Origin of the sequence: Alteromonas mediterranea DE (genome assembly GCF_000020585.3) — a bacterium.
Taxonomy (GTDB): domain Bacteria; phylum Pseudomonadota; class Gammaproteobacteria; order Enterobacterales; family Alteromonadaceae; genus Alteromonas; species Alteromonas mediterranea.
In genome coordinates this window covers 2,074,009-2,100,795 of the sequence record NC_011138.3, presented here as the reverse complement: position 1 = coordinate 2,100,795, position 26,787 = coordinate 2,074,009, and the positions used below count along the sequence as shown (strand labels likewise).

General features: G+C 42.9%; 27 protein-coding genes and 1 pseudogene. 9 read left to right on the top strand and 19 right to left on the bottom strand.

Features of this window, described 5'->3' with window-relative positions; translation table 11 throughout:
- The first annotated feature begins 3 nt into the window (after nucleotides 1–3).
- Both MADE_RS09400 and MADE_RS09395 read left to right on the top strand, forming a co-directional pair.
- Nucleotides 4–249 (top strand): type II toxin-antitoxin system CcdA family antitoxin, encoded by a 246-nt coding sequence (locus MADE_RS09400; RefSeq protein WP_012518323.1) that lies wholly within the window; start codon nucleotides 4–6, stop codon nucleotides 247–249.
- Nucleotides 249–566: a CcdB family protein gene (locus MADE_RS09395; RefSeq protein WP_012518322.1), complete on the top strand. Its 318-nt coding sequence runs from the start codon at nucleotides 249–251 to the stop codon at nucleotides 564–566. Before MADE_RS09400 ends, MADE_RS09395 begins: the two co-directional genes overlap by 1 nt.
- 601 nt (nucleotides 567–1,167) lie before the next feature.
- On the opposite strand, the gene MADE_RS09390 is transcribed toward MADE_RS09395, so the two are convergent.
- The 3 genes from MADE_RS09390 to MADE_RS09380 form a co-directional block, all read right to left on the bottom strand.
- A complete protein-coding gene (locus MADE_RS09390) occupies nucleotides 1,168–1,548 on the bottom strand; it encodes a VOC family protein (protein WP_012518321.1) in 381 nt (126 codons plus the stop codon).
- A 27-nt stretch (nucleotides 1,549–1,575) separates the two neighbouring features.
- Nucleotides 1,576–2,676, bottom strand: a complete 1,101-nt coding sequence (locus tag MADE_RS09385; protein ID WP_012518320.1) for a serine hydrolase domain-containing protein — start codon at nucleotides 2,674–2,676, stop codon at nucleotides 1,576–1,578.
- Between the two features lie 126 nt (nucleotides 2,677–2,802).
- A complete protein-coding gene (locus MADE_RS09380) occupies nucleotides 2,803–3,165 on the bottom strand; it encodes a hypothetical protein (protein WP_012518319.1) in 363 nt (120 codons plus the stop codon).
- Between the two features lie 180 nt (nucleotides 3,166–3,345).
- On the opposite strand from MADE_RS09380, the gene MADE_RS09375 reads away from it, so the two are divergent.
- Entirely contained in the window at nucleotides 3,346–4,383 is a 1,038-nt protein-coding gene (locus MADE_RS09375) for an IS110 family RNA-guided transposase (protein WP_012517136.1), read from the top strand.
- 257 nt (nucleotides 4,384–4,640) lie between these two features.
- On the opposite strand, the gene MADE_RS09370 is transcribed toward MADE_RS09375, so the two are convergent.
- The 8 genes and pseudogenes from MADE_RS09370 to pnp all read right to left on the bottom strand — a co-directional run bounded on the left by MADE_RS09370 (nucleotide 4,641) and on the right by pnp (nucleotide 11,675).
- Complete coding sequence (locus MADE_RS09370) at nucleotides 4,641–5,306, bottom strand: AbiV family abortive infection protein (protein ID WP_012518318.1); 666 nt, start codon at nucleotides 5,304–5,306, stop codon at nucleotides 4,641–4,643.
- Between the two features lie 153 nt (nucleotides 5,307–5,459).
- A complete protein-coding gene (locus MADE_RS09365) occupies nucleotides 5,460–5,666 on the bottom strand; it encodes a hypothetical protein (protein WP_012518317.1) in 207 nt (68 codons plus the stop codon).
- Nucleotides 5,667–5,797: 131 nt separating this feature from the next.
- Nucleotides 5,798–6,400 (bottom strand): class I SAM-dependent DNA methyltransferase, encoded by a 603-nt coding sequence (locus MADE_RS09360; protein ID WP_012518316.1) that lies wholly within the window; start codon nucleotides 6,398–6,400, stop codon nucleotides 5,798–5,800.
- Nucleotides 6,401–6,480: 80 nt separating this feature from the next.
- The gene (locus MADE_RS20860) at nucleotides 6,481–6,759 is read right to left on the bottom strand and encodes a hypothetical protein (RefSeq protein WP_012518315.1); all 279 of its coding nucleotides are present in this window, start codon (nucleotides 6,757–6,759) and stop codon (nucleotides 6,481–6,483) included.
- 349 nt (nucleotides 6,760–7,108) lie between these two features.
- Complete coding sequence (locus MADE_RS20585) at nucleotides 7,109–7,306, bottom strand: RHS repeat-associated core domain-containing protein (RefSeq protein WP_020743518.1); 198 nt, start codon at nucleotides 7,304–7,306, stop codon at nucleotides 7,109–7,111.
- A 61-nt stretch (nucleotides 7,307–7,367) separates the two neighbouring features.
- Nucleotides 7,368–8,327 carry a hypothetical protein gene (locus tag MADE_RS09345; protein WP_023559697.1) on the bottom strand — a complete coding sequence of 320 codons (960 nt, stop codon included), beginning with the start codon at nucleotides 8,325–8,327 and terminating at the stop codon, nucleotides 7,368–7,370.
- A gap of 769 nt (nucleotides 8,328–9,096) precedes the next feature.
- Nucleotides 9,097–9,390 (bottom strand): DUF1244 domain-containing protein, encoded by a 294-nt coding sequence (locus tag MADE_RS09335; protein ID WP_012518312.1) that lies wholly within the window; start codon nucleotides 9,388–9,390, stop codon nucleotides 9,097–9,099.
- Between the two features lie 175 nt (nucleotides 9,391–9,565).
- Nucleotides 9,566–11,675, bottom strand: a pseudogene (gene pnp, locus MADE_RS09330) (polyribonucleotide nucleotidyltransferase).
- Between the two features lie 394 nt (nucleotides 11,676–12,069).
- Here pnp and MADE_RS09325 point away from each other — a divergent pair.
- Nucleotides 12,070–12,624 (top strand): HNH endonuclease, encoded by a 555-nt coding sequence (locus MADE_RS09325; protein ID WP_012518309.1) that lies wholly within the window; start codon nucleotides 12,070–12,072, stop codon nucleotides 12,622–12,624.
- Nucleotides 12,625–12,670: 46 nt separating this feature from the next.
- Here MADE_RS09325 and MADE_RS09320 read toward each other — a convergent pair whose 3' ends face one another.
- The 5 genes from MADE_RS09320 to MADE_RS09300 all read right to left on the bottom strand — a co-directional run bounded on the left by MADE_RS09320 (nucleotide 12,671) and on the right by MADE_RS09300 (nucleotide 19,127).
- Nucleotides 12,671–13,618 carry a mechanosensitive ion channel family protein gene (locus MADE_RS09320; protein ID WP_012518308.1) on the bottom strand — a complete coding sequence of 316 codons (948 nt, stop codon included), beginning with the start codon at nucleotides 13,616–13,618 and terminating at the stop codon, nucleotides 12,671–12,673.
- Between the two features lie 130 nt (nucleotides 13,619–13,748).
- Nucleotides 13,749–14,996, bottom strand: coding sequence for a glutamate-5-semialdehyde dehydrogenase (locus MADE_RS09315; protein ID WP_020743512.1), 1,248 nt, complete (start codon nucleotides 14,994–14,996; stop codon nucleotides 13,749–13,751).
- On the bottom strand, nucleotides 14,993–16,102 hold the full coding sequence (proB, locus tag MADE_RS09310; protein WP_023559696.1) for a glutamate 5-kinase: 1,110 nt from the start codon (nucleotides 16,100–16,102) through the stop codon (nucleotides 14,993–14,995). The genes MADE_RS09315 and proB overlap by 4 nt, the downstream gene beginning before the upstream one ends.
- Nucleotides 16,103–16,118: 16 nt before the next feature.
- Nucleotides 16,119–17,633, bottom strand: coding sequence for a sodium/proline symporter PutP (gene putP, locus MADE_RS09305; protein WP_041912765.1), 1,515 nt, complete (start codon nucleotides 17,631–17,633; stop codon nucleotides 16,119–16,121).
- 441 nt (nucleotides 17,634–18,074) lie between these two features.
- On the bottom strand, nucleotides 18,075–19,127 hold the full coding sequence (locus tag MADE_RS09300; RefSeq protein ID WP_023559694.1) for a DNA topoisomerase IB: 1,053 nt from the start codon (nucleotides 19,125–19,127) through the stop codon (nucleotides 18,075–18,077).
- Between the two features lie 532 nt (nucleotides 19,128–19,659).
- On the opposite strand from MADE_RS09300, the gene MADE_RS09295 reads away from it, so the two are divergent.
- A complete protein-coding gene (locus tag MADE_RS09295; RefSeq protein ID WP_023559693.1) occupies nucleotides 19,660–20,217 on the top strand; it encodes a hypothetical protein in 558 nt (185 codons plus the stop codon).
- 223 nt (nucleotides 20,218–20,440) lie between these two features.
- A complete protein-coding gene (locus tag MADE_RS09290; RefSeq protein ID WP_023559692.1) occupies nucleotides 20,441–21,271 on the top strand; it encodes an HAD family hydrolase in 831 nt (276 codons plus the stop codon).
- A gap of 112 nt (nucleotides 21,272–21,383) precedes the next feature.
- Here MADE_RS09290 and MADE_RS09285 read toward each other — a convergent pair whose 3' ends face one another.
- The gene (locus tag MADE_RS09285; RefSeq protein ID WP_023559691.1) at nucleotides 21,384–22,088 is read right to left on the bottom strand and encodes an SDR family NAD(P)-dependent oxidoreductase; all 705 of its coding nucleotides are present in this window, start codon (nucleotides 22,086–22,088) and stop codon (nucleotides 21,384–21,386) included.
- A 20-nt stretch (nucleotides 22,089–22,108) separates the two neighbouring features.
- A complete protein-coding gene (locus tag MADE_RS09280; RefSeq protein WP_023559690.1) occupies nucleotides 22,109–22,639 on the bottom strand; it encodes a DUF2878 domain-containing protein in 531 nt (176 codons plus the stop codon).
- Between the two features lie 151 nt (nucleotides 22,640–22,790).
- Between MADE_RS09280 and MADE_RS09275 the strand changes: the two genes are divergently transcribed.
- The 3 genes from MADE_RS09275 to MADE_RS09265 all read left to right on the top strand — a co-directional run bounded on the left by MADE_RS09275 (nucleotide 22,791) and on the right by MADE_RS09265 (nucleotide 26,436).
- Nucleotides 22,791–24,419 carry a diacylglycerol kinase family protein gene (locus MADE_RS09275; RefSeq protein WP_023559689.1) on the top strand — a complete coding sequence of 543 codons (1,629 nt, stop codon included), beginning with the start codon at nucleotides 22,791–22,793 and terminating at the stop codon, nucleotides 24,417–24,419.
- 7 nt (nucleotides 24,420–24,426) lie between these two features.
- Nucleotides 24,427–25,770 (top strand): NADP-specific glutamate dehydrogenase, encoded by a 1,344-nt coding sequence (gene gdhA, locus MADE_RS09270; RefSeq protein ID WP_023559688.1) that lies wholly within the window; start codon nucleotides 24,427–24,429, stop codon nucleotides 25,768–25,770.
- A gap of 210 nt (nucleotides 25,771–25,980) precedes the next feature.
- Nucleotides 25,981–26,436 carry a hemerythrin domain-containing protein gene (locus tag MADE_RS09265; RefSeq protein WP_015067142.1) on the top strand — a complete coding sequence of 152 codons (456 nt, stop codon included), beginning with the start codon at nucleotides 25,981–25,983 and terminating at the stop codon, nucleotides 26,434–26,436.
- 156 nt (nucleotides 26,437–26,592) lie between these two features.
- Here MADE_RS09265 and MADE_RS20210 read toward each other — a convergent pair whose 3' ends face one another.
- Entirely contained in the window at nucleotides 26,593–26,751 is a 159-nt protein-coding gene (locus MADE_RS20210; RefSeq protein ID WP_015067141.1) for a YqaE/Pmp3 family membrane protein, read from the bottom strand.
- Nucleotides 26,752–26,787 lie beyond the last annotated feature (36 nt).

Here is a 26,787-nt window from a genome sequence, read left to right as displayed (position 1 = left end):
AGCATGCAAGACTTATATGATATCCATGCCCCAAAAAAAGCGACTAATTTGAGCTTAAACAGTGACTTATTGCAAAAAGCTAGAGACTTGAAAGTTAACCTGTCTGCAACCTTAGAACAGGCACTTAAAGACAAGTTGAAAAGTGTTGAAGAAGAAAGCTGGAAAAAAGAAAACAAAGCTGCCATAGCTGCGTACAACGAGTTCATTGCTGAGAACGGCTGTATAGGTGATGAGTACAGGAACTTCTAATGGCACAGTTTGATGTTTACAGAAACCCAAGCTCAAAAACAAATAAAGCTTACCCTTTTCTTGTAGATGTTCAGAACTCTGTAATTGACCAATTAGCAACAAGGCTAGTTGTACCGCTGACAAAGAATAAGACTAAAAATAGTCTTTATATGAAAAACCTTACGCCGGAGATAGAATTTGAAGGCGAGACATACTTATTCCTGACTCAACAACTGAGTTCCATACCCGACGATGTGCTCAAGGACTGCATCGGTTCTTTAGCGCAATCCAGAGAATTGTTAATAGACGCAATAGACTTTGCTATTACTGGAATATAGCCTTTCTATAAGAGACTCTGACAGGTGGGCATGACGACGCAAAGTGCCTAGAGAAGTGAACAAATGAGCCTGCCTTGTTTAGTACCGATTCGTATAAATACTCCCAAACGCTGAAAAAAGATGCCTGTCTTATTTAGTCTTATCGTAATTAGATGCTTGCTGTATGGGATTCATATTTAGTCCTGTGCGTAACTCTAAGATATGGGGGCGCAGACACGCGTGCAATGGACATAAACGTGCCTGTCTTGTTTAGTCTGCCCAAACAAGCGTGGCAAGGTTGAGCATAACCTATCCTCTATTTTAGAGCGCCTCAATATTGAACAAGAACATTGGATAACATTAACCACGCAGTTTGAAACCTGCTTTAAGCACGCCGCCGGCAAAGTGATTCACCTAGAGCAATACGCACACAATCAACACCAGCAACGGGTTCAAGGCCGACAAAGTGCGATGCGATTACTCGGGTAGCTTTATAGCTTGCAAGACAGGCACAAAATATAGACATCTCTACACAAACATGCCTGTCTTGTTTAGTATTGTCAGTTGTAAAAAAGATGACTGTCTTGTTTAATCTATCGAAGGGAGCGAGTTTAGCGCTTTGTTAGCCACGTTTTTCGACTTTCCACGGCGGCGACAAGCGGTTCTCGCCAGCCCAGAACAGTTTAATTTTGTTGCCTGAAGGGTCTTTTAACACAGCCTCTTTCCATAAATACCGCTGTTCTGTAGGTAGTTGCTCGAAAATAACTCCCTTTGCAACTAATGATTCTGCGAGCATATCTAGTTTTTCGGTCTCGAAGTAGATGATAGCACCATTTTTAAACTCTTCTAATTCCAGAGAAAGAGAAAAAGTCGAGTTACCTTTAGGGCAGGAAAACCTCGCATAGTGCGGTGTATCTACGATTTGAATAAAACCAAGAACCAGATAAAACTTTACGGCTTCTTCCATATTTTTTACTGGAAGAGTGACTTGGTTCATTTCCATTTAAACCTCCAAGTGGCTAACCCCCCACTAAGGGGCGAGAATACATGGGCTAAAATTAGGAACGAAGTGACGCAGCCCATGTGTTAGCGTCCCAGTGAGATAATTGGACTCCCCAACCCAAAGTACCGCAAACATGCCTGTCTTGTTTAGTGGAACAAACTGAATCAGAGCGGTGTAGCCATAGTCAGTGCTGCCTCCCATCTGAATGATGGATTCACCACTAATTTCGACCTGCGCTAAACTCCCCAGCAACCACCGTGCATTTGCTTTAGAAAAAGCTAAGTTTGACGCCCCTGCGGGGAACATGGCTCCGTTTTTAAGTGCAGCAGACCAAATAGCTAAATCATCAATTGACGTAACCATACCACCAGCACCAATTAGCGCCCAGGTTAAGCCTTTTTCAAAAGTGGTACGGCCTTGGTCATCTCCTCCGTAGCCACGAGCTAGGTTATTTAATGATACTCGTTGATCTTGGTAGAAACCGGTGCTCTTCAAGTTTAACGGGGTCAATAAATTATCGTGGACGTAATCTTGAAAAGGTTTATCGCTCACTTTCTCGACGATAGCCGCCAACAACGTATAAGCCGCGTTGGAATATGCGATTTTCTCACCCGGCTTTGCAATTAACGGCATTTCTAAGATTCTGCGTTCAGCCTGAGCTTTATCCATCAACTCAAAGTCAGACTCATTATGGAAATTATCCAATCCGCTTGAATGCCCTAAAAGCTGCGCAATTGTTATAGGCTTTATTTCATCAGGGGCCGTTGGATAAAAATCTCCAATCTTGTCAGAAAGCTGTAGTTTTTCTTTCTGGGCAAGTTGTAGCACGGCCGCTGCGGTAAATGTTTTTGCAATTGACCCCATATCAATGATTGCTGCAGAGCTATTTCTTACAGAATCTTCCCTGTCAGCATAGCCATAGGCACTCTTGAATAAAACAACGTCCTTTTGAGCAACCAGAACAAGCCCATCAAAAGTCCCGGCATTATGTTCGTGCTGAAGTTCATAAGCCAAACTAGCCATTGAGGCTTTATCTGACTGAATAAGTGAAGATACATTACGATGGTCAGAACCCGCACTACAACTTGAAAGTGCTAAAGCAAATATAAAAATGGCTAGACGATTCATAGTATTTATAAGTTACCTAACTTTCCAATAACGGGCGCAGACATGTGGGGCATAATGGCGAAGCCGCCCCGCGTGTATGCGTCCCAGCGAACGAAGTGAGTGCGTTTATTGGCTTGTTAGGTGCGCTCACGCCAAGACCCCATTTAGCAGCATACTAGGCATAAAAAAGTAAAAAGCCAATAAGCCCGAACTTGTAAATAGAAGTGCGGCTGCACAAAAAGAAGCTTGTACGAAGAAAACGGAAGGTTTAGCAGATGCACTATGCCTAAAAGCCACTATTGAGGTTTGTAAACATTCTTTAATTGCTTGGTATTTTGTTGAGAACCAAGAAATGATGGGAGCTAGGCTAGCAAAAACGAGAGCAAATGCGACTTCCATACCACCTAATTGAACTAAGAAGGCTATCTCTGGCAAAACTGCCGCCGCAACAATCATTGCGATACCGATAACTGCGCGTTGTAGATTAGTTAATTCATTCCATGATTTCATAATTTTTCCTTTTAGCACCTAACGCCCGCATAACGGGCAAAAATACGTAGGCTACAATACCAAGCGAAGCGCAGGGAGCCTACGTATTTTTGTCCCCAGCGAGATAATTGGACTCCCCAACCTAATAGGTTGGTCTAACATTTACGTTGTCACACACAAAGGTTAGATAGGAGTCCATCTATGTATAATATGCTCACTGGTGTAGATTTAGCAAAAAAAGAGATCCAGGTTTGTGTCGCCAAATCGAATAAGATAGTTCGTAATATGCCGATGACGCCCACTGCTTTTTCTAATTGGCTAGCCACTCAAAAACCAATGACAGTTGTTTTTGAAGCGTGTGCGACGTCAAATTATTGGTATCAATGTGCGCGTGAATACGGGCATGATGCCCGTTTAATATCAGCTAAGCTTGTATCGAATATTCGTCAAAACCAAAAGACTGATAAGAACGATGCTGAAGCGGTTTTACAGGCATCACAACTTAGTAACGTGAATTTTATTAGCGGGAAGTCTAAGGAGCAGCAGGAGCTTCAATCACTTGTCCGTATGCATCAACTATCAGTAAAGCATAAAGTTGCTTACGGGAATCAACTCTGTTCGTTACTTTTAGAGTTCAACATTAAGTTGTCACCAACAGATGCGGGTTTGAACAGTGCAATACAGTCGATATTGGAAGATGCAGAAAATGGATTTAGCGCGATATTCAGAGAGGCATTACACACGGCATGGCATCAATATCTCAAGAGTATAGAGCTCGTAAAACACTACGAAAAGAGTGTAGCTAGAGCCAGCAGAGCATCAGAAGCTTGCAAAAATCTCATGAAGATAGAAGGTGTTGGCCCGACAAATGCGGTTAACCTGTACATAGCGCTAGGTTGTTGTGAGTTAGGCGTTTTCAAAAAAGCCCGAGACGCTGCTGCGTGTATCGGTTTAACGCCAATACAACATTCTTCAGGTGGTAAAGTGCGTTTGGGGTCTATAGGTAAAAATATACGGAACTCGTCATTGCGCGCTAACTTGGTCGCAGGTGCGATGTCAGCAATAAACCAGGCGGTTAAACGTGATTCGCGAACGAAGAAAGATGAATGGATTAAAGGGCTAGTAGAGCGGAGAGGTAAACGTTGTGCAGCTGTAGCGCTGGCCAACAAAACAGTTAGAACAGCATTTTCGTTGCTACGCAACGGAACTGATTACAAAGCAGAGCTATTATCTGCTTAGTTTAGTTTTAAGTTAACAACTAAATGCGCCATACAAGATAAAAATCAGCTTGGTAAGCCAGTGCTGCGCTCAGGGCATAAAAGCCCGCCAGCGAGATGTGGCATCAAGTTCGCGTAAATATCATAGAGCCGGGATAGCTTCCCATTATGAGCTCGTACATAAGCACGCATTACATCTTGAACGGTAAAAATAGTTGTTGACTATGGGGAGTCCACATAAGCGCAGCGAGTGTTAATGCGTTTGTTATAACCCGCTGTTTAATCGACGAAATCTTTGAAGCTATACTGTCCTTCAGAGATGATGCCTTCTTTTACCATTTCGTTAAACCAGTTATTCAAAGCTATTTTCATGGCATCCATGGGGCCTCTCCATACAGGTTTAATGTGTTTTACCCAAAGCTCTATTTCCTTTGTAGAATAGGTAGTTTCCTTGCACATTAACTTTGCAATATTGAGTATGTTTTCTGTATTTTCTTTATCAACGACTTCTACAGGAATTGACCAATGAGCTTTGCCAAGACAATCTGTGTAGAAGCCTATTTGTTTAAGGTTATCTAAGAGCAACGGATGTTCAGCTTTTTCCCAAAATAATGATTTAAACTCTTCGAGTTTATTTGCACCGCTTGACGCTAAGTGAGGAAATAACCACATAACATTCTTTTTTGTATGAGAACGGTAAGCCTTCCATGACTCTTTAACTTGATTGCCATTTTGAGCTAAAGCTAATTCACGCAAAATACTTATTTTACCAGACTCTTCTATTGATAAGATTGCCAAGGACAACGCAGAAGGAAATCGATTTAGATTAAATAATACTTCGGCATCTTCGGCTAACCGACGAGCATTGTCATTGGCTGCATTCATCCCGTCTGCAATTTGAGCAGGTTGGAGTGTATTTTTCCATTGTCCTAATCCTTTAGACACAGGTACCTCACATGAAAGGGTTATAACGCTAAGCTTTGGGGCGCTAACATGGGGCTATAATCCGAACGAAGTGAGTCAGCCCACGTGTTAGCGTCCCAGCGACCGGAGGGAGTGCCAACAGCGTTTTGTTAGAGCTGCTTTGAAAACAACCAGTTAGTCGAGCCTGTATTTTTGCATCTCGTTATAAATTGACAGTTTCTTTGCGTGTGCACTTTCCATTTTCTCAGACAAGTCTCGTATTAGTTCACCGCCTCCAGCTTTCATGTATTCGTCAAGCGCTTTAATAGCAACGGATTCTGCTTCGTCCGCTTCCCTATACTTTGACATTAATTCTGTGGCCTCTTGGCTATAAACTGCCATTTAATTCTCCTTTGTTAAAGTAATCCCGTAAGCTCTAACGCTAAGCTTTGGGGCGCTAACATGGGGCTATAATCGCGAAGCGGCCCCGTGTTAGCGTCCCAACGACCGAAGGGAGTGCCAACAGCGTTTTGTTAGGCACGTTTTTGTGCGACCACGTATAAATGTTTGTTTGGAAAGTCATCATTTTCCAAGTGCCGACATACGCAATTGTGACTTTCCAATAACTTTAAAAGTGCTGGAATGCCAAGAGCTGCATGATATAAGTCTTGACCTAAAAATGGATTGCTACCATCACCTTTTTCATCAACCGCCCCACTTGTAAAAATTATTACGCCATCCACTTCCAGATGCTCAAGGAGTTTACTAATTACACTTTCTTGGTTTTCTAGGGGCACATGCCAAATACTATCCCACGCCGATATGAACGCAAATTTGTTACTTGGAACCCAGTTGCAAATATCTGCATGATGGAATATGACTTTAGGATGCCTTATTTTAGCAAGCCTTAGCATCTCGGCTGAAAGGTCCAGCCCCTCAACATCATATCCATACTTTAATAATAAATCGATTATACGTCCGCTGCTACCGCAACCTACATCAATAGCTTTTCCCGTCTTCGGGGCAAAGTTAAGCGCTCTCTTATGCTGAGAAATACCATTTTCTCTATTGAAGCGATCGCTATTCCAATGCTCTGCAATCTTATCGTAATTGGATGCTTGCTGTATGGGATTCATATTTAGTGCCTAACAGTTTACTCGTCCCCAAACCGTCATGCTAATCCACACCATTTTGGGGCACTTCTCCTTTTTTCTTCTTACAACTCTAAACCATAACCAACAGAGAAATAAAGAAAAATCCGTAATGTCGTTTTTAGCTCATTTATTAAAAACACCAAATCGGCGATCAGGTGCTTTTGGTGTATTTCACGCAAGCCCAGAAAAGAGATATGCCTGTCTTGTTTAGTCACTTGCACCGTTTGAGGTAAAGGTAAAATCCAAGCTTTAACCAATATCCAAGGAACGAAAAACAGAGAAATAATAGTACTGACTAGCAGAAAAAGCCTGATAATTGTTGTTCTTCGGTTATTCGTCATTTAACCCAGGCCATAAAGCGCATCTTTTTTAAATATCAATAAAAGTAGAAACTAAGACAAACAAAAAAACACATACCCTCATTTGCAAACGTAATAATGACTGTCTTGTTTAGTACGTTTGGAGCCTAAAATATGCGAGCTCTCCGTTACTGCATTCTTTCGCATCTTGGTCTGTTGTATAAACACAAATTTGCGATTAGTCTGCGTAAGTCTGTTGGCTGCCCCCATTCAAAAGAATATATTATATGGCTATGGATAGTAATTTCTTCATCTGACTTCCTTGTTTCATTTTAGACTGTTTGCTCGTGACGAAAAGGCGTGTATTCGAACTGAAATATGCCTGTCTTGTTTAGTCAGAATAAAACCGCCCTATAACTGGATCATAGTATCGTGCCTGCATATAAACTAAGCCAGTATTACTGGCTTCAATATAACCCGTATAGCCTGCTTGATCATCATTTGCAGACTCATTATCAAGCGTAATACCAAAGGGCGTATAACGCTCTCGCCAGGCTATTGCTCCATTGCTATTAGTACCTGTTACCAAAACATGCCTGTCTTGTTTAGTATTGTAAATCTGCTCGGAGTGAGGTATATCTCGGCCAAGATTACCTCCTAAAACAAAACACGTGTCCCGGCGAGTTATTGTCAAAGCGCAATCTCCAATACCCATGCTTATGGATTGCACTATCTTGTACCTCATACTCTGATGAAGACCCAAAATACTTTTGAAGCACTGCTTTATCGAAGTAAACCGGAGTTAAATAATGAGGCGCACCTTTATTTTTTCCGAAATAGTCGGCTAACAAAGAAGGATCACAGGAGTGGAGATGATGATCATGAGCATCACCTTCGATAATGAATGATTCATAGCTCTTCTCTACATCGAATGGGCTGTAGTACTCTTCTTTTCTTGGAGAGCAATAAAAAAGTTTTTTTCCTAGCACTCTAGTGAAAGTGCTATAGCCCTCTACGTACGAGCTATCCCAAAACCTAGTGTATGAAACGAAAGGATCATTCACATGCTCATCCGGCAACCGTTCACTTGTAACTTTGTGGCGCGAATTCTCAAAAAATAACAACAGGTTCATTTGCCTAGCAGACATAAATGCTTTCAAGAATGATTTTCTTATAAGAATTTCATCATCTGAATACCTTACAACCTGAATTTCAGTTCCATTGTCATCATAAACAACATATTTATGATTAACCGTGTCATGGTAAAGCTCGAGGTATAATACTAATTCTTGTAATATTTCTCTGTACGGCTTTCTTGTGCCATGAAAATCTCTATAGATAACAAGCGGTAGATATTCGGAACTATTTGGCTCATACCAGATATTATCTTTGCCACTCGATACTATTGACGGGCCTCCACTACCAGGAAGCAAATCCCACCCATAGCCTTCCATTGCTTTTTGGGTATTACCTGGTGAAACTAAGCAGGAGTATAGCGAGCCATCCTCAGATTTATCTTCTTTATTTAGGTTCTTATAAAGCGGAACCCAAGTGCCCTCACCCAATTCATTAAGTATGAAATCTAAGAAGTCGTCCATATCTTTAGGCATTCTAATTATTTTTCCATTCTTGATGGTTACTTTTCACATAACTTTTAAATAAGGGGCGCAGGCATGTGGGGCATAATGGCGAAGCCGCCCTGCGTGTATGCGTCCCAGCGACCGAAGGGAGTGGCTTGAGCGTTTTGTTATAAGGCGATGTTTCTACGAACATAATGCCAAGACCACAAAGAACCGACCACACCTAGCCCACCATAAATACTTAAAAACAAAAATGATTGAATGTCTATTGATGCCAAGTTTTTGCTAAACAATACGATTGGTGTTGCGCAACCAAGAATGAATCCAATACATAAAAATACTAGAAAACTAAACTTACTTGACCAAGCGTTTTTAAGCCATAGCTTTATGAGTGGATAAGCTAATATTGAGCCCATAACAAATGCAATGGGAAATGCTAAAGCTCCAAAGATGAAGGCGGCACTGCCATATGGCAAGCTTAAAATAGTCAAACTTAATGTGACAAATAGAGAAGACTGGAAACTACAGATTAGTATGTGTCTGAACATCCTTCTAGCCTTATAACAGCTTACTCATCCCCGAACCGACATGCTTTTCCACATCACTTTGGGACAATTTCTCCTTGTATTTAAAACTACTTTAACCACAACCAACAGAGAAATAAAGAAAAAAGCTTAACGTCGTTTTTCGCTCATTTATTAAAAACACCAAATCGACATGCAGGTGCATTTGGTGTATTTCACACAAGCCAAGCACAAAAAAGCCAGCTTTCGCTGGCTTCATATACAAATTACAACTCTTACTTCCCCTGCCTAGCAGCTAATTTCTCCAACTGCTCATCAGTAGCAGGAAGCTGGTGCTTCTCTTTCCACTCAGAATACGGCATTTTGTATACCACTTCACGTGCGGCTTCGTAGTCGATATCAGCGCCCTGCTCGCTTGCAGCTGCTGAATACCATTTGGCCAAACAGTTACGGCAGAAATCCGCCAAAATCATCAGGTCGATGTTCTGAACGTCTTTATTCGCGTCTAGGTGTTCTACTAAGCGGCGGAATACCGCTGCTTCTACTTCGGTTTGCGTTTGCTTATCCATTATCAAATACCTCTAAAAAAAAGCGCTTTTCGTTATGGTTTGAATGTGTGGCTAAAATGTATGGGTTGGCGGGTAAAACCCAACCCGTTATTACTTTTAAAACCTAAAACGAAAAAAGGGAGCCAAGCTCCCTTTTTACTTAAACATAACTAACTAGGTTTAAACCTAATTGATATTACTCTGCGTCGTCAGACTTAGGCGCAGGCTTTTCTAGAAGCTCTTTAATGCTTAAACGTACACGGTTTTGGCGGTCGATTTCCATAACCTTAACGTCAACCATTTCACCTTCTTTAAGGTAGTCAGTAACCTTGTTCACACGCTCGTGAGCGATTTGTGAAATGTGAACAAGACCTTCTTTACCTGGAAGTACTTCTACGAACGCACCGAAGTCTACAATACGTGTAATCTTACCGTTGTAAGTCTTACCAACTTCAATTTCAGCCGTTACTTGCTCAATCTTGCCAATAGCGATGTCTGCTTTCGCACGCTCTGTAGCGAAAATTTTGATAGTACCGTCGTCTTCAATCTCGATGTTAGTGTCAGACTCTTCAGTAATTTGACGGATCATTGCGCCGCCTTTACCGATAACGTCACGAATCTTGTCTTGGTCAATCTTCATTGTGTAAATGCGTGGAGCAAATTCACTTAGCTCTTCACGGTGACCGCCAATTGCTTCGTCCATTACGTTAAGAATGTGCAAACGTGCTTCTTTTGCTTGTTTAAGCGCAATTTGCATGATTTCTTTAGTAATACCTTCAATCTTAATGTCCATTTGAAGTGCAGTAATACCGTCGGTAGTACCCGCTACTTTAAAGTCCATGTCGCCAAGGTGATCTTCGTCACCAAGGATGTCTGAAAGTACAACAAAGTTGTCGTCACTCTTAACTAGGCCCATTGCGATACCCGCAACAGACGCTTTAATTGGAACACCCGCATCCATAAGCGCTAGTGAAGTACCACATACCGACGCCATTGAAGATGAACCGTTTGATTCTGTGATTTCAGAAACCACACGTACTACGTACGGGAATTCTTCTTCACTTGGCATTACTGCTTGAATACCACGCTTCGCTAGACGACCGTGACCAATTTCACGACGCTTAGGCGAACCAATCATACCGGTTTCACCAACACAGTATGGAGGGAAGTTGTAGTGAAGCATGAAACGGCTGTCGCGCTTACCTTGAAGCTCGTCAATCATCTGTGCGTCACGCTCTGTACCTAGAGTAGCAGCCACAATTGCCTGAGTCTCACCACGAGTAAATAGTGCAGAGCCGTGAGTACGAGGAAGAATACCTGTTGCTACGTCTAGTGCACGAATCATTGCAGCTCACGACCGTCGATACGTGCGCGCCAGAAAGGATGCGTGAACGTACAACGTCAGATTCAAGATCGTGAAGAAGATCTAGTACTTCTTTCTTGTCTTGTTCTTCGTCTTCAGCAAGGATAGCTTCAAGTGCTTTCTCAGTTACTGCCGTTACGCCGTCTTTACGCTCTAACTTGTCAGAAATCTGGTAAGCCGCTGTCATTTCAGCTTCAGCTAGTGCTTTAACTTTATCTTTAAGCGCAGTGTTTTCTGCTTCTGGTGCCCAGTCCCACTTCTCAGTGCCAACTTCAGCAGCAAATTCGTTAACCGCGCTAACCACGGTTTGAAGTTGCTCGTGACCGAACATTACCGCACCTAGCATAGTTTCTTCAGAAAGCACGTCAGCTTCTGATTCAACCATAAGTACTGCACCTTCAGTACCCGCAACAACAAGGTCAAGCTCGCTTTCAGCTTGCTCTTCTGCGCGTGTATTTAGAATGTATTCGCCGTTGCTGAAACCAACACGTGCCGCACCAATTGGGCCGTTGAATGGAATACCAGAGATAGCGAGGGCTGCAGAAGTACCAATCATAGAGATGATGTCTGTAGGGATATCTGGGTTAGCAGACATTACAGTAACAACAACTTGTACTTCGTTTTTGAAGCCTTCTGGGAATAATGGGCGAATTGGGCGGTCGATAAGACGCGCAGTCAATGTTTCGCCTTCAGATGGACGACCTTCACGCTTGAAGAAACCACCTGGGATTTTACCCGCAGCGTATGCTTTTTCTTGGTAGTTAACTGTTAGAGGGAAGAAGTCTTGATCTGGCTTGGCTTCTTTTTTACCAACTACTGTTACCAGTACAGACGTGTCGTCCATGCTCGCAAGAACCGCAGCTGTCGCCTGACGAGCAATTACACCCGTCTCTAGAGTTACAGTATGCTGTCCATACTGAAATGATTTAGTAATAGGAGTCACTATTTGTCCTTTAATTTCAATCTTTATTTTATCGCTTTTAAACGCGGCGCATAGTATAACTTTGAAGTGGCGTTAATGCCATTCCCAAATGCAGCCCCACGTGGAATTTGTCGCATTATTTTGTAATCAACTCGGTAATTTACCGCTACCACCTATAGCACCATGACTATATGAAATATCTGTGAAATTTCAAATATTGACTATATTTTCATCATACTGACATAAAACAGCGTATGCTAGAAGAAAACGTAAGCTAAACAAGAACGCACATGTCATCTTACATAAAGGTTACAGTAAGCGTATTTATCACAATAAGAACGTCTAATATTAAGGCTTGTTGACCCTTGCACTAGATTAATGGTCACCAGCCTCAAGTGTGCTAAAGGAGATAACCATGTTGGTACTTCGACTTAACAAAGCAGGCATGCCCCTAGAGTGGATAGATGTTGAACAAGCCGCAAAGCTTTACAGTCAAGATAAGGTGTTGTTTGAACTAGGTAGTGATGGGATAACGCTTAAAGGGGGGTGGAATCACCAAGGGTTGCAAAGTCAACTAACCCTTTCAAGCATAATTGCCTGTGATGGAAAAGTTACTGACCTGTCGGGTAAAGTGGCGCTCACTAATCGGTATTTGTTCCGCCGTGACAGTTATCTATGTATGTACTGTGGCCAAACATTCACGCCCAAACAGCTAACTCGCGACCATATTATCCCCCGCTCTCGCGGCGGGAAAGACGTGTGGACAAATGTAGCTACCGCTTGCCAGCGCTGTAACCATGCCAAAGGGGCTAAAACGCCTGAAGAGGCCAATATGCCGCTTTTAGCCGTGCCATTTAGACCTAACGTTTACGAGCGTTTCTATTTGATGAACAGGCGCATATTAGCCGACCAAATGGCATTTTTAGAAGGGCACTTTTCTCATCAACGAAATTGGACGTGCCACGAATAACAGGCAGCGGCCGGAGTTGATCAACCGACCGCCCTCAAATGCGTTTTTATAAGCCTGTACTTGACGTCGTTTGTCGTCTGTTGTCGTCGCAGACGGGGAAATGTGGTGTAAATTCGCTTTGTTGTTGCATTAACATCGCTTGTTCTTCCTTTTGCGCTCTAAACCACAGGCTTAGCCAATCTGAACACATCTTGTGTTCAAGTTCATGAGCTTCCGCAGTTGGGCAAAACAAACTCACCTTTACCACTACTTTGGCTAGTTCGTTCGTTTTGATTTCCACTTCTGGGTCAATACGAATAAACTCTTGTTCTAAATGACGTTCAATCAGGCCTTTATAGCGCTCTGCTACGTCGCGAAAGTATTCGCAATGAGCTTGTGCGCGAGCGTGAAACGCCGGTAACAAGCTATAGGCATTGACTGTAGGCTCATTCACTATTTCAAAAGAGTGCAGACGATAACGACGCATAAAGTTAAGGTTGCGTACGGTTTGGGTTACGAGCTGGCTATTAGGCACATACACGTGCTTTCCTGTGTAGTTGAAGGTCTCGGGATCAACTTCTAACAACGCCGTTTTAGCCCAGTCCATTTCCACCACTTCACCAATAATATTATTCATTTGGATCCAGTCCCCTACTCTAAAGGGCCGAGCGCCAAGGTAATAAATGAAACCCATGAAGCACTGAATAAACTCGCGGGTAGCAAGCACAATTGCAACCATGAAGGCTGCAATAGAAATTGCCAGGGTCTGAATTTCAGAGCTCCACACCATCATTAACACTATGATGATAAACGCATTCCCTAGCTGCTCTAAAATGTTTATTTGGTTTCGACGGTCTTCTCCCCGCTGGGAGCTTATGCGCCTAATAAGCAGCAATACACCCTTTTTAGTAAAGTGCAGCACAATTAAAAGCACCAGAGATGTCAGCAGTTTGTACTCATTCGCAAAGGCGATAAGTTGTTCCCACAGCTGCGTTGGGTCTATCACAATCTCCATGTAAGCTCCGTTAATGCTCCGAGGGTAAATATTTGAATAGGCGAAAAAAAGCGCCGACGAATGTCAGCGCTTTTTATTATGAAGCATGTAAACTCGTGGCACAATGCCGACCAGTTATAACTGCGGTCATTTAGTCACGAATTTGTCCTTCACCGTTCACAAGGTACTTCTCTGAAGTCAGTGACTCTAAGCCCATTGGGCCGTAAGCATGCAGTTTGGTTGTAGCGATACCAATTTCCGCACCTAAACCAAGCTGGCTACCGTCAGAGAAACGAGAAGAAGCGTTTACCATTACCACACTCGCGTCTACCGCGCGCTGGAACAGCTTACCTTTCTCGGCATCTTCGGTAATGATAACTTCGGTGTGGTTACTACCGAACTGAGCAATATGGTCTACTGCCCCTTCGAAGTCATCAACAACGCGAATTGCGATTTCTAAACCTAGGTACTCTTCACCGTATGCGTCTTCTGCAATTACGTCAGCGCCATCGAAATATTGGCTACCTTTTTGGTTAACGTGAACCTTCACGCCTTTTTCTTTGAAGGCATCGGCCACTTTAGGTAAGAAATCACCCGCTACCGCTTGGTGAACGACTAAACCTTCTAGAGCATTACACACACCAGTACGCTGTGTTTTACCGTTTAGAAGAATGGCTAACGCCTTTTCTAAATCAGCGTCTTTATCCACGTATAGATGACACACGCCTTTAAAGTGCTGAATTACTGGTACTTTTGCGTTATCAGTAACGTAATTAATAAGACCTTCACCACCACGAGGGATAATTACGTCGATGTAATCACGCTGCTCCATCAACTCTTGCATAAGCGCACGATCTGGATTTGGAACCACTGTTACCAAAGCTTTCGGCAAGTTGTGCTTTTCGAGTACGTCTTGCATTAACTCAGCAATGGCTAAGCTGGTATCAAGCGCTTCTTTACCACCACGTAATATAACTGCATTACCCGATTTGAAGCACAGCGCACCTGCATCGGCAGTAACATTAGGTCGTGCTTCGTAAATCATGCACACAACGCCAAGAGGAATACGCATCTTTTTGATTTCGATACCGTTTGGACGTGTACCGATAACGCGCTCTTTACCTACCGGATCGTCAAGCTCTACAATAACTTCAATCCCTTCTGCCATAGATTCGATACGCTCTTCATTAAGAATTAAGCGGTCGATCATTGCAGCGTCTAAATTGTTGTCTTTCGCTCGCGCTACTTCTTTTTCGTTTACTTCAATTATTTTGCTTTTATTTTCACGAATAGCCGCGGCCATATCAGTTAACACCGCGTTTTTCTGGCTCTCACTTAAAATCGCCAGTGTACGTGCAGCTTTTTTCGCCTGTTGTGCTAACTCTGTAATAATACTCATTCTTTCTCCAGATTTGCTATGTGCTGATCAGAAATAATTGGCCCCGTTTTTTCTTCAAACTCGTGGGCAAATTCGTCGTTTTCCTGATTCGCAATGAAATTCAATAAACAGCTACTGTAGTTCGATTTCGCTTTTACCAATTTAGTGCCGTCTTCTTTACGTACCAATATGGTGTCGCCAACCGAGAACTCACCTTTCACGTCTATAATTTCGCTACTTGTTAGTTGCTCTGCGTCGCTGTGTAGAGAGTCATCGAAATCTCCCTCTACTATAACCTCGCCTTGCGCGTTTGACGTATGACGCATCCAATGCACATTCTCTTGCATTGGCTTAGCGTGAGGTTTGAAATGCGTGCCTGGGTTTTCACCTGCTAGCAGCATATTAAACGACAGCTCAGTAAAGCCGTTAATAATATATGTATCTATACCATGCGAAACAGCTTTCTCCGCCGCTTCAATTTTTGTGCGCATACCGCCGGTGCCAACACCGCCTTTAACCGCACCACCAGCCATGTCATAAATGCTTTGGTCGATGGTATCAACCGACTTGAGCATTTTTGCGTCGTCATGTTCGTGGGGGTTCTTATCGTACAACCCATCGATGTCTGAACAGATAATCAGTGCGTCTGCTTCAGCTGCCGACGCTACCATGGCTGACAAGTTATCGTTGTCACCTACTTTCAATTTATCGGTAGTGACCGTGTCGTTCTCGTTCACGATAGGTAGAATATTGTTATCCAATAAGCTAAATATCGTTTCACGAATACTCACGTACCGCTCTCTGTCGCGCAAGTCGGCGTGAGTTAGAAGCATCTGTGCCGAAGGGAAGTCAAACAGTCTGTCCCATGTGGCAATCATTTCGGTTTGGCCTGCTGCTGCCATTGCCTTTTTAACCGCAATATCAGATTTTTCTTGCTCTGGAAACAAATGCGCGCCAGCTGCGACTGAGCCAGAAGACACCAATACTACCTGTGTGCCGTTGGCTCTGCATCGCACGATAAACTGTGCAATACTCAGCAAATAGTGACTGCTACAACCTTGCTGGTTGGGCGATATTAATGCACTACCTACTTTGATGACTACGCGTTTCCAATTAGGATGACTCATAATAAACTTTTTAACCTTAAGATTGTTGATTCGCTAATTCTTCACTGGCTTGCGCAAACGTTGCCTGTACGTTTTTCGATGGGTTCTCGCCGAAACAGCTTACCCCATAAAGTGTTAACGTACTTACCGCAAACCCTGGAATAATTTCATAAATAACGCTGCTTAACGTTTTACCGTCAGCTAAAACCGGGGCATAAATCCAAAACAGCACGGTTACCGCACCGCTCACCATACCTGCCATGGCCGCTTTCGCTGTTAGGTCCTTTTTATACAGACAAAACAGGACTAATGGACCAAATGCAGCACCAAAACCGGCCCAAGCGTTACTTACTAAAGATAAAATTGTATTTGACGCGTCCATAGCTAGCAGTAGCGCAACAACTGCAACCCCCGCTACACCATAACGCCCGATTGTTACCGTTTGCTTTTCGCTAAGTGTTTTTTGTGGTGATTTTTTATTCACCAATACGCGATAAATGTCTTCCGTCAATGAACTCGCACTAACAAGTAACTGTGACGAAATTGTACTCATAATCGCTGCCAAAATAGCGGCCATCAAAAAACCACTAATAAGTGGATGAAACAGCAATTGAGAAAAAATAATAAAAATTGTTTCAGGGTCGTCTACCGCTAAGCCAAACTGATTGGCATAAGCAATACCGACAAACCCGGTCGCTAAAGCGCCTATGATTGTCACTGTCATCCACGACATGCCAATGTTGCGCGCAGTGCTAATAGCGTTAACAGAACGAATAGCCATAAAGCGAACAATAATGTGTGGCTGACCGAAATAACCTAAGCCCCACCCTAAACTTGATAACAAACCTACGATGGTCAGTGTTTCAAGAGACGCTGAAAAATCCGGTACAGATTGATAAGCTGCACTTGTCATCTGCGAAACACTATCGAATTCAGTAAAAGCAACGATTGGCACCAGTACCAGTGCAACGAACATGATACAGCCTTGTACGAAGTCAGTAAGACTTACCGCTAGGAAACCGCCTAGCAATGTGTAAGACACCACCACACCCAGCGTGATAAACAAGCCAAGTTGATAGTCTACTGAAAATGCACTTTCAAAAAGCTTCCCGCCCGCTACAAGTCCTGCTGACGTGTACAATGTAAAAAACAGTACAATAATTACCGCAGACACAATGCGTAAGCTCGCATTGGGCGTATTAAAGCGTTTTGCAAAAAACTCAGGCACGGTTAACGAGTCGTCAGCTACTTCGGTATAAACACGAAGTTTAGGCGCGACTAAAAGATAATTGGCTAATGCACCCGCTACTAACCCTATTGCAATGTATACGGCATCGAAACCGGTTAAATACATTGCGCCAGGAAGGCCCATTAACATCCAACCTGACATGTCAGATGCACCCGCTGATAGCGCGGTAACTTGAGGGCTTACTTGTCGCCCTCCTAAGATGTAACCAGAAATATCACTGGTAGATTGTCGGTAAGCAAACAACCCTATCCCTAGCATTGCGATAAAATATACTGCTAGTGACAGGTAACTTTCCATTGGCATAACGTGGGTTATTTCCTCTATTGCTCTCGAAAACTCTATATTGATTATTGCGAGAGGTCGCTAAAGACCTTTAAATGAAATTAGTGCGTTTGCCTGTGTAAGTAACAAAGGCGCCTTTCAAAAACGCTTTAGTAAAAAACCGTTTTAGAAATTTCTAAACGCAAAATTAAATCGAGCAATAATCATTAGAGTTCAAACAATATAAGGATTTGAAAAAATATTTCAAGTTTAATTTTTATACAACTTGATTTAAAACACATTCATAGGCTTTTCTGTGCCAACAATGTTTCACATAACATTTCGTTTTTTGAAAATTAAATAAGCCATAATATTCAAGATATTACAAAGCCAGCACAAGGCATGAAACATTTTAACTTTGCACGAAATGGTTATAAATCACCCTAGTTTACTTCCAGCTAAAACATTTTTAGGGTAAACCCATCACTCATTGCTCTTAGTAGAAATAACATCCAAAAGAAGCTTTTCTACAGGCAGTAAGTGCGCAATCTGTGTACAATCTTCGCCAGCCAGCGATCGCACACGATTTAGCGTGTTTTCGAAAGCTTCCCCCTGGTTTTTAATAGCAAATAGTTTCGGGTGAATATAATATTTTCTGCAAACCGCTGGCGTATTGCCTAGTTCAGCTGATACGGTTTTACTTAATGTGCTTTCCCACTTTTTAGTTTTTGAACTTGCTACACGTTCATATACGTCGGGCATCACCGTTAGGGCAAAACGGCTCGACGCCCAAGTCCTAAAGTCCTTACAACTAAATTGTTCGCTCAGCTCCTCATGTATAAACGCGTTCACATCTTCGCTCGTTACATCGTGCCATTGTTTACGGTGATCTTGATAGCGAAATAAGCAATAACCTTGTTGTTGTGCGCAATCACATATTAAAGACGCCAATTCTGGGTCATTCACTTTCAGGGTTCGCGGTTTCCCATGTTTTCCTATGTACGCAAGTTCTACACTGTCGTCGCACTGCGCCTGAACGTGTTTGCGTCGCAGCGTCGTAAGCCCATAGGTGCTGTTCTCTTTACTGTATTGCGTATTCCCTACCCTAGCGCCGGTGTAGTCTAATAAAAGACAAACAAGCGCGCATGCGCGCTCTAGCGTCCAGGAAGATTGAGAAATGAGAGAAATGCAATGCTCTCGAAACGCTGGAAGGGCATTGCCAAAAGCAATCAACCGCTCAAACTTTTGTACCTGCTGTTGCTCATGCCACTTCTCATGATAAATGTATTGCTTACGGCCTTTTTCATCGTATCCAATCGCCTGAACACTCGCCTTACTGTCGCGGCTGATAAAGGTATCTCGCCAATTCGGTGGGATAACTAGTTTCTTTATGCGGCTTATCACACGTTGACCGGTAACCTTCTTACCACTGGTGTACCGATAGTAAAAACGTTTATTTCCGCACGCTATGCGCTTAATTGATAGGTGGCTATCATCTTCATGCACATTACAATAGCCTTTTATCCGTTTCTTCAAAGCATTCTCCCTTTTAGCGCGTTCCGTATTAATACAGGTTTATGGTTTTATGAACCGTATGATTGTGAATACAAATTACAAGTTATACAGAAGAATTGATCACATCATCTTTTAACAGTGCGCCTGCTTTTGATTATTACTCGCTAAATACGCTGTAACGTTTTTTCACTGCCCGTGTAAAATTATCTCAATAAGGTAATGCTAGCGTTAGCTTCCACTCGACTTAGTGGGTAAATCTCTGTGCTTCCCACCTTAATTTCTACCTGAAAACCTTCTTTAACTTCTTTTAACAATGCGATTAAAGCCTTTATAAAACAGCCTGTTAAAAGATGAAAACGAAAAATTTAAACTAAAGTATAAAGCGTACAATACGTTCATAGGAATGTAACTTGTATAGATAGATGCATTAGAGAAAACTTTTAGCTGTTACCGTGTAACGTAAGTCTTTTTACCACTATGAAACGTTTAGCGAAGAGACGTTGAAACCAGGGTTTGCTAGGCACACGGTTTAAATTGAAGTAAGGATTCAATAATGAGTATTCAAAATTCAGACAATGAAAATTTCAGAGCCAGCGTTGTTTCTAACGATGAACTACAAGTAGCAGCGGTGTTCACTTCTAAACAAAAAGTGAACGAAGTTATCAATATTGTACAAGATGAAACATCAGTGGAAACCTCTCAAATTGAAGTGGTGGAACCGGGCGATGCAAAAATGAGTGAAAAGCTTGAGCGCAACAGTGCATCTATCGGTAAGAGTATGTGGTCGTCTCATTTACTGCTTGGTGCTGTAGGCTTAGTTGTCGGGCTAATTGCTGCGTTTCTGCTTACGCAGTTTGGCCCTGCTCTAACGCAGCAAAACCCGCTGTTTACCTATATCGCACTAATAAGCCCAGGCTTATTCATCGGTTTGTTTGTGGCAGGTTTGATTGGACTGCGCCCTGACAGAAATGAGGTAATACAGACAGTTCGTCATGCGGTTAGATATGGTAAGGTTGCACTTGTTATTAACTTAAAGAAAACGCAATCGGCTTCGCAAGTCACTAAGCTACTTAAGCAACATTCAGATAATGTTGTCGAGTCTATTCGCTAGTCGGGTTTGTCAGCCACGCTTCACCTTGGTAAAGCAAAGGAGCGAGTATGCTAAGCCATGCTTATCATGTATTGGATGATAGATGTTAGGTGTTAGATGTTGGGTATAGTGTACGCTACTTAGCAATCATCTTAAGAGGCAATATACGAACCATTGGCGTATATTGCCTTTCGCGTTATTCAAAACCTTATTATTACTGTTGTAGAAACTGGGCATCAATTGTATGGATTTAATATTTTTTGATTTAGACGGGACATTATTGAACAAGTCCTCTCAAATCTCATCGTTTACCAAAGAGACCTTAGCACTACTCGGTGAAAAAGATATCGCCTTTACCGTCGCGACAGGGCGCACTATGCATTCTGCTCAGTTCGTATTGGAGGGGCAGTCTTTTTTGCTGCCTCATATTTACAATAATGGTGTCGCAATTTGGGACCCGTCGGGCAATGCCCTTACGTTAGAAAACCTTTTAGCGCCTAGTGAAGTTAACCTTATTATTGAGCATGCGGTCAAAAACAATATTACGCCATTTATCAATACGGTGAATATGGACAGCCCTAATCACGAGCATGTGATTTATCATTCGACACCTAAATACCAAGTAGAGCGCGATTTAATTGAAAAATATTTTTCTAGAACTAAGGCGAAACTTGACACTATTGAATCACTTCCGGCAACCGCGCATATAACCAATATCAGCATGATTGGAGATGCAGCGCTTGTATACGATATGTATCAACAATTAAACATGCATGATGAACTTATCGCCTACTCTGGCCCAGCAATAGAGGGTGACGAGTACCGTTGGATGGATGTGCACCACAAGTTAGCGAGTAAAGGCAGTGCCGTTGAGCTTTTGAGAAACCAGCTTGGCGCCAGCAATGTGATTTGCTTTGGAGATAGTGACAACGACTTAAGTATGTTTGAACTTGCGGATGAAGCCTACGCCCCATCGAATGCTAAACCTTATATCAAAGACGCAGCAACATCCGTTATTGGCCACCACGATGAAGACGGCATAGCTCGCTTTTTAAGAGAGCGTTTTTCACTCTAGGTAGTGATAGAACGTAAAAGCACCGCTTAGGCGTAAAGTAACGAACACGCTACGCAACTATCGTTATACCGGCCCAGTCGAGATTCTCTAACTGGGCCACTAGCATGAATAATTACCAGTCGATAGGCTCTCGGTCTTTTAGAAATTGACCGTGCGGGCCGCCCTCCTCGATGGTCGCTAACCAAATAGCAGTGTCAGCCCCTTCCTTAGGTGTCTTAGGCGCATCGCTGCCACCCATTCTGGTGTGTACCCAACCTGGTGTCATACTATTAACTTTGACATTGAGCGAGCCGCTATCGGATGCTTCGTCTACCACTGCTGCCATCTTCACTGTTAACGCGTTCAGCGCGGCTTTCGACAACGCATAGCTAAGTGGCCCCTTTAACCCTTCAGCAAAACTACCGTAGCTTGAACTCACGTTAATAATTCTACCAAACCCACGGTCGATCATTTGGGGAAGGGTTTGCTGAATAAGGGTAAGCGGCGCATTCACATTAACTTGCATAGACTTGGCAAGCGTCTCTGCGTTAACCTCATCCCAGGGTGTATCATCTAACACCCCAGCGTTATTGATTAAAATATCTATGGGGCCATACACGGCCTCGGCACGCACAAGGGCGTCTACAATAGCCGTTTCGTTGTCTAAGGGCATTTCTATAATATGAAGGTCTCCGCCAACGGTATCTTTTTTCGCTTCAAGACCTGATTCTTCGTCTCTACACCCCATTAGCACTTTGTAGCCTTTCGAGAGCATTCCCTTTACTATTTCCAAACCTATTCCGCGATTGCCACCGGTAACTAAAACGTTCTTCGTCATTGCCAATACACTCCTTGCTTTCACGCTTGAGACAGTTTTGCCTCAAAACGATTGGATAGATAAAAACAAAGTGGGAACACCACGCTCCACACTAGGGCGATGAAAATATAAGAAAACAGTATGCTCGCACCAAGCTCAACGGCGCCAAATTTAGCGCCGGCAATGTAGCTGAGTGGAGCAAATACAGCGCCTGCGATGGAAGCAAGAACAGGGCGGCCTTTGAACACGGTCAAACTGTGATATACGGTGCCGGCAAACGCAACCCAAAGCAAACTCAGCCAAATAGGAATGGGCCAAAAAGAAAGCAGCGCCTCTGTCTCGTTGAAAATGAAAAGACCACTGTAAGTGAGTAGTGCGTCAACTAGCGTGCCTAACACAAATACCGCGCTCATTAGCTTAATATCTTCAATGCGTTTTGAAGACAAAAAGAGCCAAAGCGCAATCAAGCCCAAAACAGGTATCACGGCTTGGTTCTGAAATAGAATAACGAGCCACCAAACCCCCTGAAACCAGGCGAAGTTTACAACTTTAACTACTGCACTATCTTTCATTTAAAACACTCATATTTTCATTATCAAAGCATACGTTAGCCAGAACGTGTTAGTTCAAACCTATTACCTTAAAAAGTAAACGAAAACACAGTTGGACAAGTATAGATGCATAGGCTATTTACTTTTTCCAATTACAAAGGATGTGTCTAACGTGAAAATGGTGAAGTATTACGTACTAGGTGCAATTGCAGCCTTAGTATTAACGTTTATCTTACCGATAATCGTATTGAAATTGCTGTTTGGATGGGTTGCTTTTTCACTAATAGCAGTAAGTAGCGCCTACTTGCTGAACTACCCTAGCCTCTTTCGTAAACGCGAAGACGGCTCTATTCCATTTTATATTCGCTGGGTTTTCATTCCTTTTCTGTTAGGTACTGGGCTTTACAATGCGTATGCGCGCCGAACAGATAAAGTACCGCCGCTTCAAAAAATCGAGCCCAATTTGTTTTTGGGCTGTCGAATGTCAAGCAAACACGTTCCTTTGCTTAACAAAAATAATATCGACGCTATTTTAGATGTGACAGCTGAATTTGATGGCCTTGACTGGACGGCCTACCAAGAAGATTATCGCTATTTAAATGTTCCCGTGCTGGATCACACAAGCCCCACACCTGAACAGTTAGTATTGGCCATTAACTGGCTAAACCAACAAATATCGGCAAACAAAAATGTGGTTGTTCATTGTGCGCTTGGTCGTGGCCGCTCTGTATTAGTCGTCGCCGCCTATTTGCTTGCGAAGAATCCAGACTTGACCGTAGAGCAAGCACTTTCACAAATAAATCAAATCCGTCAAACAGCAAGGTTGAATAAACGCCAATTGGCATCACTTCAAAAAGTAAGAGACGGCGGGTTGTTGTCACTTCAGAAGAAACTAACGCTTATCGTTAACCCCGTATCAGGTGGTGGAAAATGGGCGCAGTATAAAGAAGATGTATTGTCTCGGCTTAACGAAAAGTTTGAAGTTACCGTAAAAGAAACCACACCGGACGTTGACGGAAAAGCCCTAGCAGAGGCGGCAAGAGATGACGGCGTTGACATTGTAATAGCGTGTGGTGGAGACGGTACCTTAACCGAGGTGGCATCGGCGCTAGTTAATACAAACGTTACCATGGGCATCATCCCTTTTGGTACTGCGAATGCGTTAAGCCAGGTATTGCACGGCTATATCAGTAAAGTAATGCCTGTTAGTACCGCTTGCGACATCATCATCGAAGGGAATACGCTTAACATTGATACCGCCACATGCAACGACCGTGTAATGCTGTTGGTAGCAGCGGTAGGCTTTGAAGAAAAAATGATTTCATCTGCCGACCGTGAAGAAAAAGATATGGGTGGGCAATTCGCCTATTTAAAAGGTTTATGGAACGCCATATCCAACAACGAAAACATGACTTTTAGCGTTGAAATAGAAGGTCGCGAAGCCGAGAATTTTGAAACTCCAAGCTTTGTTATTGCTAATGCAGCGCCGATGACTACAGCACTCGCCCAAGGTGCAGAGCAACCTAATATTACAGATGGCAAGTTAGACTTAACATGGCTTGAGCCACAAACCACATCCGACAAACAATTTTTGTCGCTAGCAGAGCTTGTGTTAAGCCCTGCTGATGCAAAAAAACAATCAGATTCTATACGTCATGAACGCGCAGCAACTATCACTTTAACGTTTGATAAACCGACAGCCTATGCCGTAGACGGCGAAATTTATGAAGGGAACTCACTTACAATAAAAACCGTTCCTCGCAGTCTTACAGTGCTGACAAATTTTAGCAATAAGGATTAAGTAGTCCATGGCAGAACAAAGTAATTTGGATGAAATAACCACGTTTCTTAACGATAAATTTTCTGGCGAAACTGAATACCTTCAAGCCACTCACGAAGTACTTCAAGATATTGTTCCTATATACAATGCCAATGCGCACTACAAAGCGTTTGATATTGTTAGACGCCTCTGCCTTGCGGAGCGAATTATTAACTTTACTGTCTCGTGGATGAATAGCGAAGGTAACATTGAAGTAAATCAGGGGTGGCGTGTACAACACAACTCAGCGATGGGGCCATATAAAGGCGGTCTACGCTTTCACCCTACCGTAAATTTATCCGTGCTTAAATTCCTAGCGTTTGAACAGTGCTTTAAAAATGCATTGACCGGGCTGCCAATGGGTGGAGGAAAAGGCGGCTCAGATTTTAACCCTAAGGGGCGTTCAGATCGTGACATCATGTTGTTTTGCCAAGCATTTATGCGTGAGTTGCAACGACATATAGGCGCAAATACCGATGTACCCGCAGGCGACATTAATGTGGGGGCAAGAGAAATCGGGTATTTATATGGTGAATACCGCAGGTTAAATAATAAGTTTGAAGGCGTACTCACCGGCAAAGGCTTAGAGTTTGGTGGTAGCTATGTTCGAACCGAAGCAACAGGTTTTGGCCTCATCTACTTTTTAAATGCGGTGTGCCAGTATAAAAAGACCGACCTTAAGGGCAAAACAGTGACAGTATCTGGAGCCGGAAATGTCGCCCTTCATGCCGCCTTAAAAGCCGTTGAAAAAGGCGCTAAGGTAATTTCACTATCTAACAGCCGAGGGCTTTTACATAGTGAGAGCGGATTAAGTGATAAAAACCTGAGGTGGGCAATTGAAAATCATGCTTCAAGTGAAAACATACTCTATGACATGGCTGAACAAAATATGGGGGCGTGGGTAGCGGATAAAAAACCTTGGCACCTTAAATGCGACATAGCGCTCCCCTGTGCCACGCAAAACGAACTGCAAGAAGAAGATGCCAACGCACTGCTTAACAACGGATGTAAAATGGTATTAGAAGGTGCCAATATGCCTTGCACTACCGACGCGCAAAAACAGTTTTTTGACGCCAAAATAACCTACGTACCGGGCAAGGCATCTAATGCTGGAGGCGTTGCACTTTCAGGCTTAGAAATGGGTCAAAATGCTATGTTCAATCAGCGTGACGCCAGCGCGTTAGACGAACAGCTTTGCTCGATTATGAACAGTATTCACGAACGCTGTGTAATCGAAGGTAAGCGTGAAGATGGCTATGTCGATTATATGAAGGGGGCGAATATTGCGGCTTTCAGGCGGCTCGCCGATGCCATGCTAGCGCAAGGTGTTTAAGTCTCGCTATGAACAAATGGTTCGGAATATAAACCGTTGAGAATATATTGGTAACGCGCTATGTAAATCTTGCGCTGTTGTTTAATGCCTAGGCATTATTCAACAGCATTAAAATTAAAAAGCGTTTTAAATCAATTACAAAGAATAGCGGAAAGCATGGAACAAAAATCGCATTGGTTAGTAAGTATTTAACCATTTGAGGGATCTTCCATGAAAATATTTGAAGCACTGCGCCAAGACCATGAAAAGCAACGTTTGCTGCTTAAGATTCTCGCCGAAACAAGCGGCAACACTGCGGCACGTCGCGAGTACTATGAAGCACTTAAAACTCAGCTAGAGAGTCATGCTATCGCTGAAGAGCGACATTTTTATACCCATCTGCTAGAAAAGGATGCTACTGTCGACTTAACTCGTCATGGCATTGCAGAACATCATGAAATTGATGAACTGCTAGGTAAACTCGACGAAACTGATATGAGCTCGCCCGCTTGGCTACGTCATTTAAAAACGTTACAAGAAAAAGTTGAACATCACCTCGCGGATGAGGAACAAGAGTTCTTTCAAGTGGCGGGGAATGTACTAAACGATAGTCAGAAAACCAAGCTTGCTAACGCCTATCGCGAAGAAATGAAAAAAGAGCTAGACGAAGAAAAAGTTACAGCCTAGTACTAGATAGCCTCACTGTCTAAAGTGAGGCTATCGTTTTACGGCAACCAAAAACAAAAGCCAGCTTTTATAGCTGGCTTTTTTAATTTTTCACTTTGTACCACGTTTGATAGAAAAGGCGCGAGATTAACGCCCCTCTTCTTACGCCAGTAAGCGCTACTTTTTAGCGATAATGTAAATGGCGTGGATAACCCCTGGAAAGTAGCCCAGGATGGTTAGCAGAATATTAATCCAGAAATGAGCGCCTAGCCCAACTTGAAGAAACACGCCCAGCGGTGGTAGTAAAATCGATAGTAGTATACGAATGATGTCCATAATAAATTCCTTGTTTTTGAATTAATTTCACAACTC

What these genes read in the sequence shown, in the direction of transcription:
- putP (WP_041912765.1), bottom strand. Translation starts at nt 17,633, where the DNA reads ATGCCAATGGAAAGTTACCTGTCACTAGCAGTATATTTTATCGCAATG.
- gdhA (WP_023559688.1), top strand. Translation starts at nt 24,427, where the DNA reads ATGGCAGAACAAAGTAATTTGGATGAAATAACCACGTTTCTTAACGAT.
- MADE_RS09265 (WP_015067142.1), top strand. Translation starts at nt 25,981, where the DNA reads ATGAAAATATTTGAAGCACTGCGCCAAGACCATGAAAAGCAACGTTTG.
- MADE_RS09290 (WP_023559692.1), top strand. Translation starts at nt 20,441, where the DNA reads ATGGATTTAATATTTTTTGATTTAGACGGGACATTATTGAACAAGTCC.
- MADE_RS09365 (WP_012518317.1), bottom strand. Translation starts at nt 5,666, where the DNA reads ATGGCAGTTTATAGCCAAGAGGCCACAGAATTAATGTCAAAGTATAGG.
- MADE_RS09395 (WP_012518322.1), top strand. Translation starts at nt 249, where the DNA reads ATGGCACAGTTTGATGTTTACAGAAACCCAAGCTCAAAAACAAATAAA.
- MADE_RS09295 (WP_023559693.1), top strand. Translation starts at nt 19,660, where the DNA reads ATGAGTATTCAAAATTCAGACAATGAAAATTTCAGAGCCAGCGTTGTT.
- MADE_RS09335 (WP_012518312.1), bottom strand. Translation starts at nt 9,390, where the DNA reads ATGGATAAGCAAACGCAAACCGAAGTAGAAGCAGCGGTATTCCGCCGC.
- MADE_RS09385 (WP_012518320.1), bottom strand. Translation starts at nt 2,676, where the DNA reads ATGAATCGTCTAGCCATTTTTATATTTGCTTTAGCACTTTCAAGTTGT.
- MADE_RS09400 (WP_012518323.1), top strand. Translation starts at nt 4, where the DNA reads ATGCAAGACTTATATGATATCCATGCCCCAAAAAAAGCGACTAATTTG.
- MADE_RS09285 (WP_023559691.1), bottom strand. Translation starts at nt 22,088, where the DNA reads ATGACGAAGAACGTTTTAGTTACCGGTGGCAATCGCGGAATAGGTTTG.
- MADE_RS09315 (WP_020743512.1), bottom strand. Translation starts at nt 14,996, where the DNA reads ATGAGTATTATTACAGAGTTAGCACAACAGGCGAAAAAAGCTGCACGT.
- MADE_RS09375 (WP_012517136.1), top strand. Translation starts at nt 3,346, where the DNA reads ATGTATAATATGCTCACTGGTGTAGATTTAGCAAAAAAAGAGATCCAG.
- MADE_RS09390 (WP_012518321.1), bottom strand. Translation starts at nt 1,548, where the DNA reads ATGGAAATGAACCAAGTCACTCTTCCAGTAAAAAATATGGAAGAAGCC.
- MADE_RS09360 (WP_012518316.1), bottom strand. Translation starts at nt 6,400, where the DNA reads ATGAATCCCATACAGCAAGCATCCAATTACGATAAGATTGCAGAGCAT.
- MADE_RS09320 (WP_012518308.1), bottom strand. Translation starts at nt 13,618, where the DNA reads ATGGAGATTGTGATAGACCCAACGCAGCTGTGGGAACAACTTATCGCC.
- MADE_RS09345 (WP_023559697.1), bottom strand. Translation starts at nt 8,327, where the DNA reads ATGCCTAAAGATATGGACGACTTCTTAGATTTCATACTTAATGAATTG.
- MADE_RS20860 (WP_012518315.1), bottom strand. Translation starts at nt 6,759, where the DNA reads ATGACGAATAACCGAAGAACAACAATTATCAGGCTTTTTCTGCTAGTC.
- MADE_RS20210 (WP_015067141.1), bottom strand. Translation starts at nt 26,751, where the DNA reads ATGGACATCATTCGTATACTACTATCGATTTTACTACCACCGCTGGGC.
- MADE_RS09380 (WP_012518319.1), bottom strand. Translation starts at nt 3,165, where the DNA reads ATGAAATCATGGAATGAATTAACTAATCTACAACGCGCAGTTATCGGT.
- MADE_RS09325 (WP_012518309.1), top strand. Translation starts at nt 12,070, where the DNA reads ATGTTGGTACTTCGACTTAACAAAGCAGGCATGCCCCTAGAGTGGATA.
- MADE_RS09280 (WP_023559690.1), bottom strand. Translation starts at nt 22,639, where the DNA reads ATGAAAGATAGTGCAGTAGTTAAAGTTGTAAACTTCGCCTGGTTTCAG.
- proB (WP_023559696.1), bottom strand. Translation starts at nt 16,102, where the DNA reads ATGAGTCATCCTAATTGGAAACGCGTAGTCATCAAAGTAGGTAGTGCA.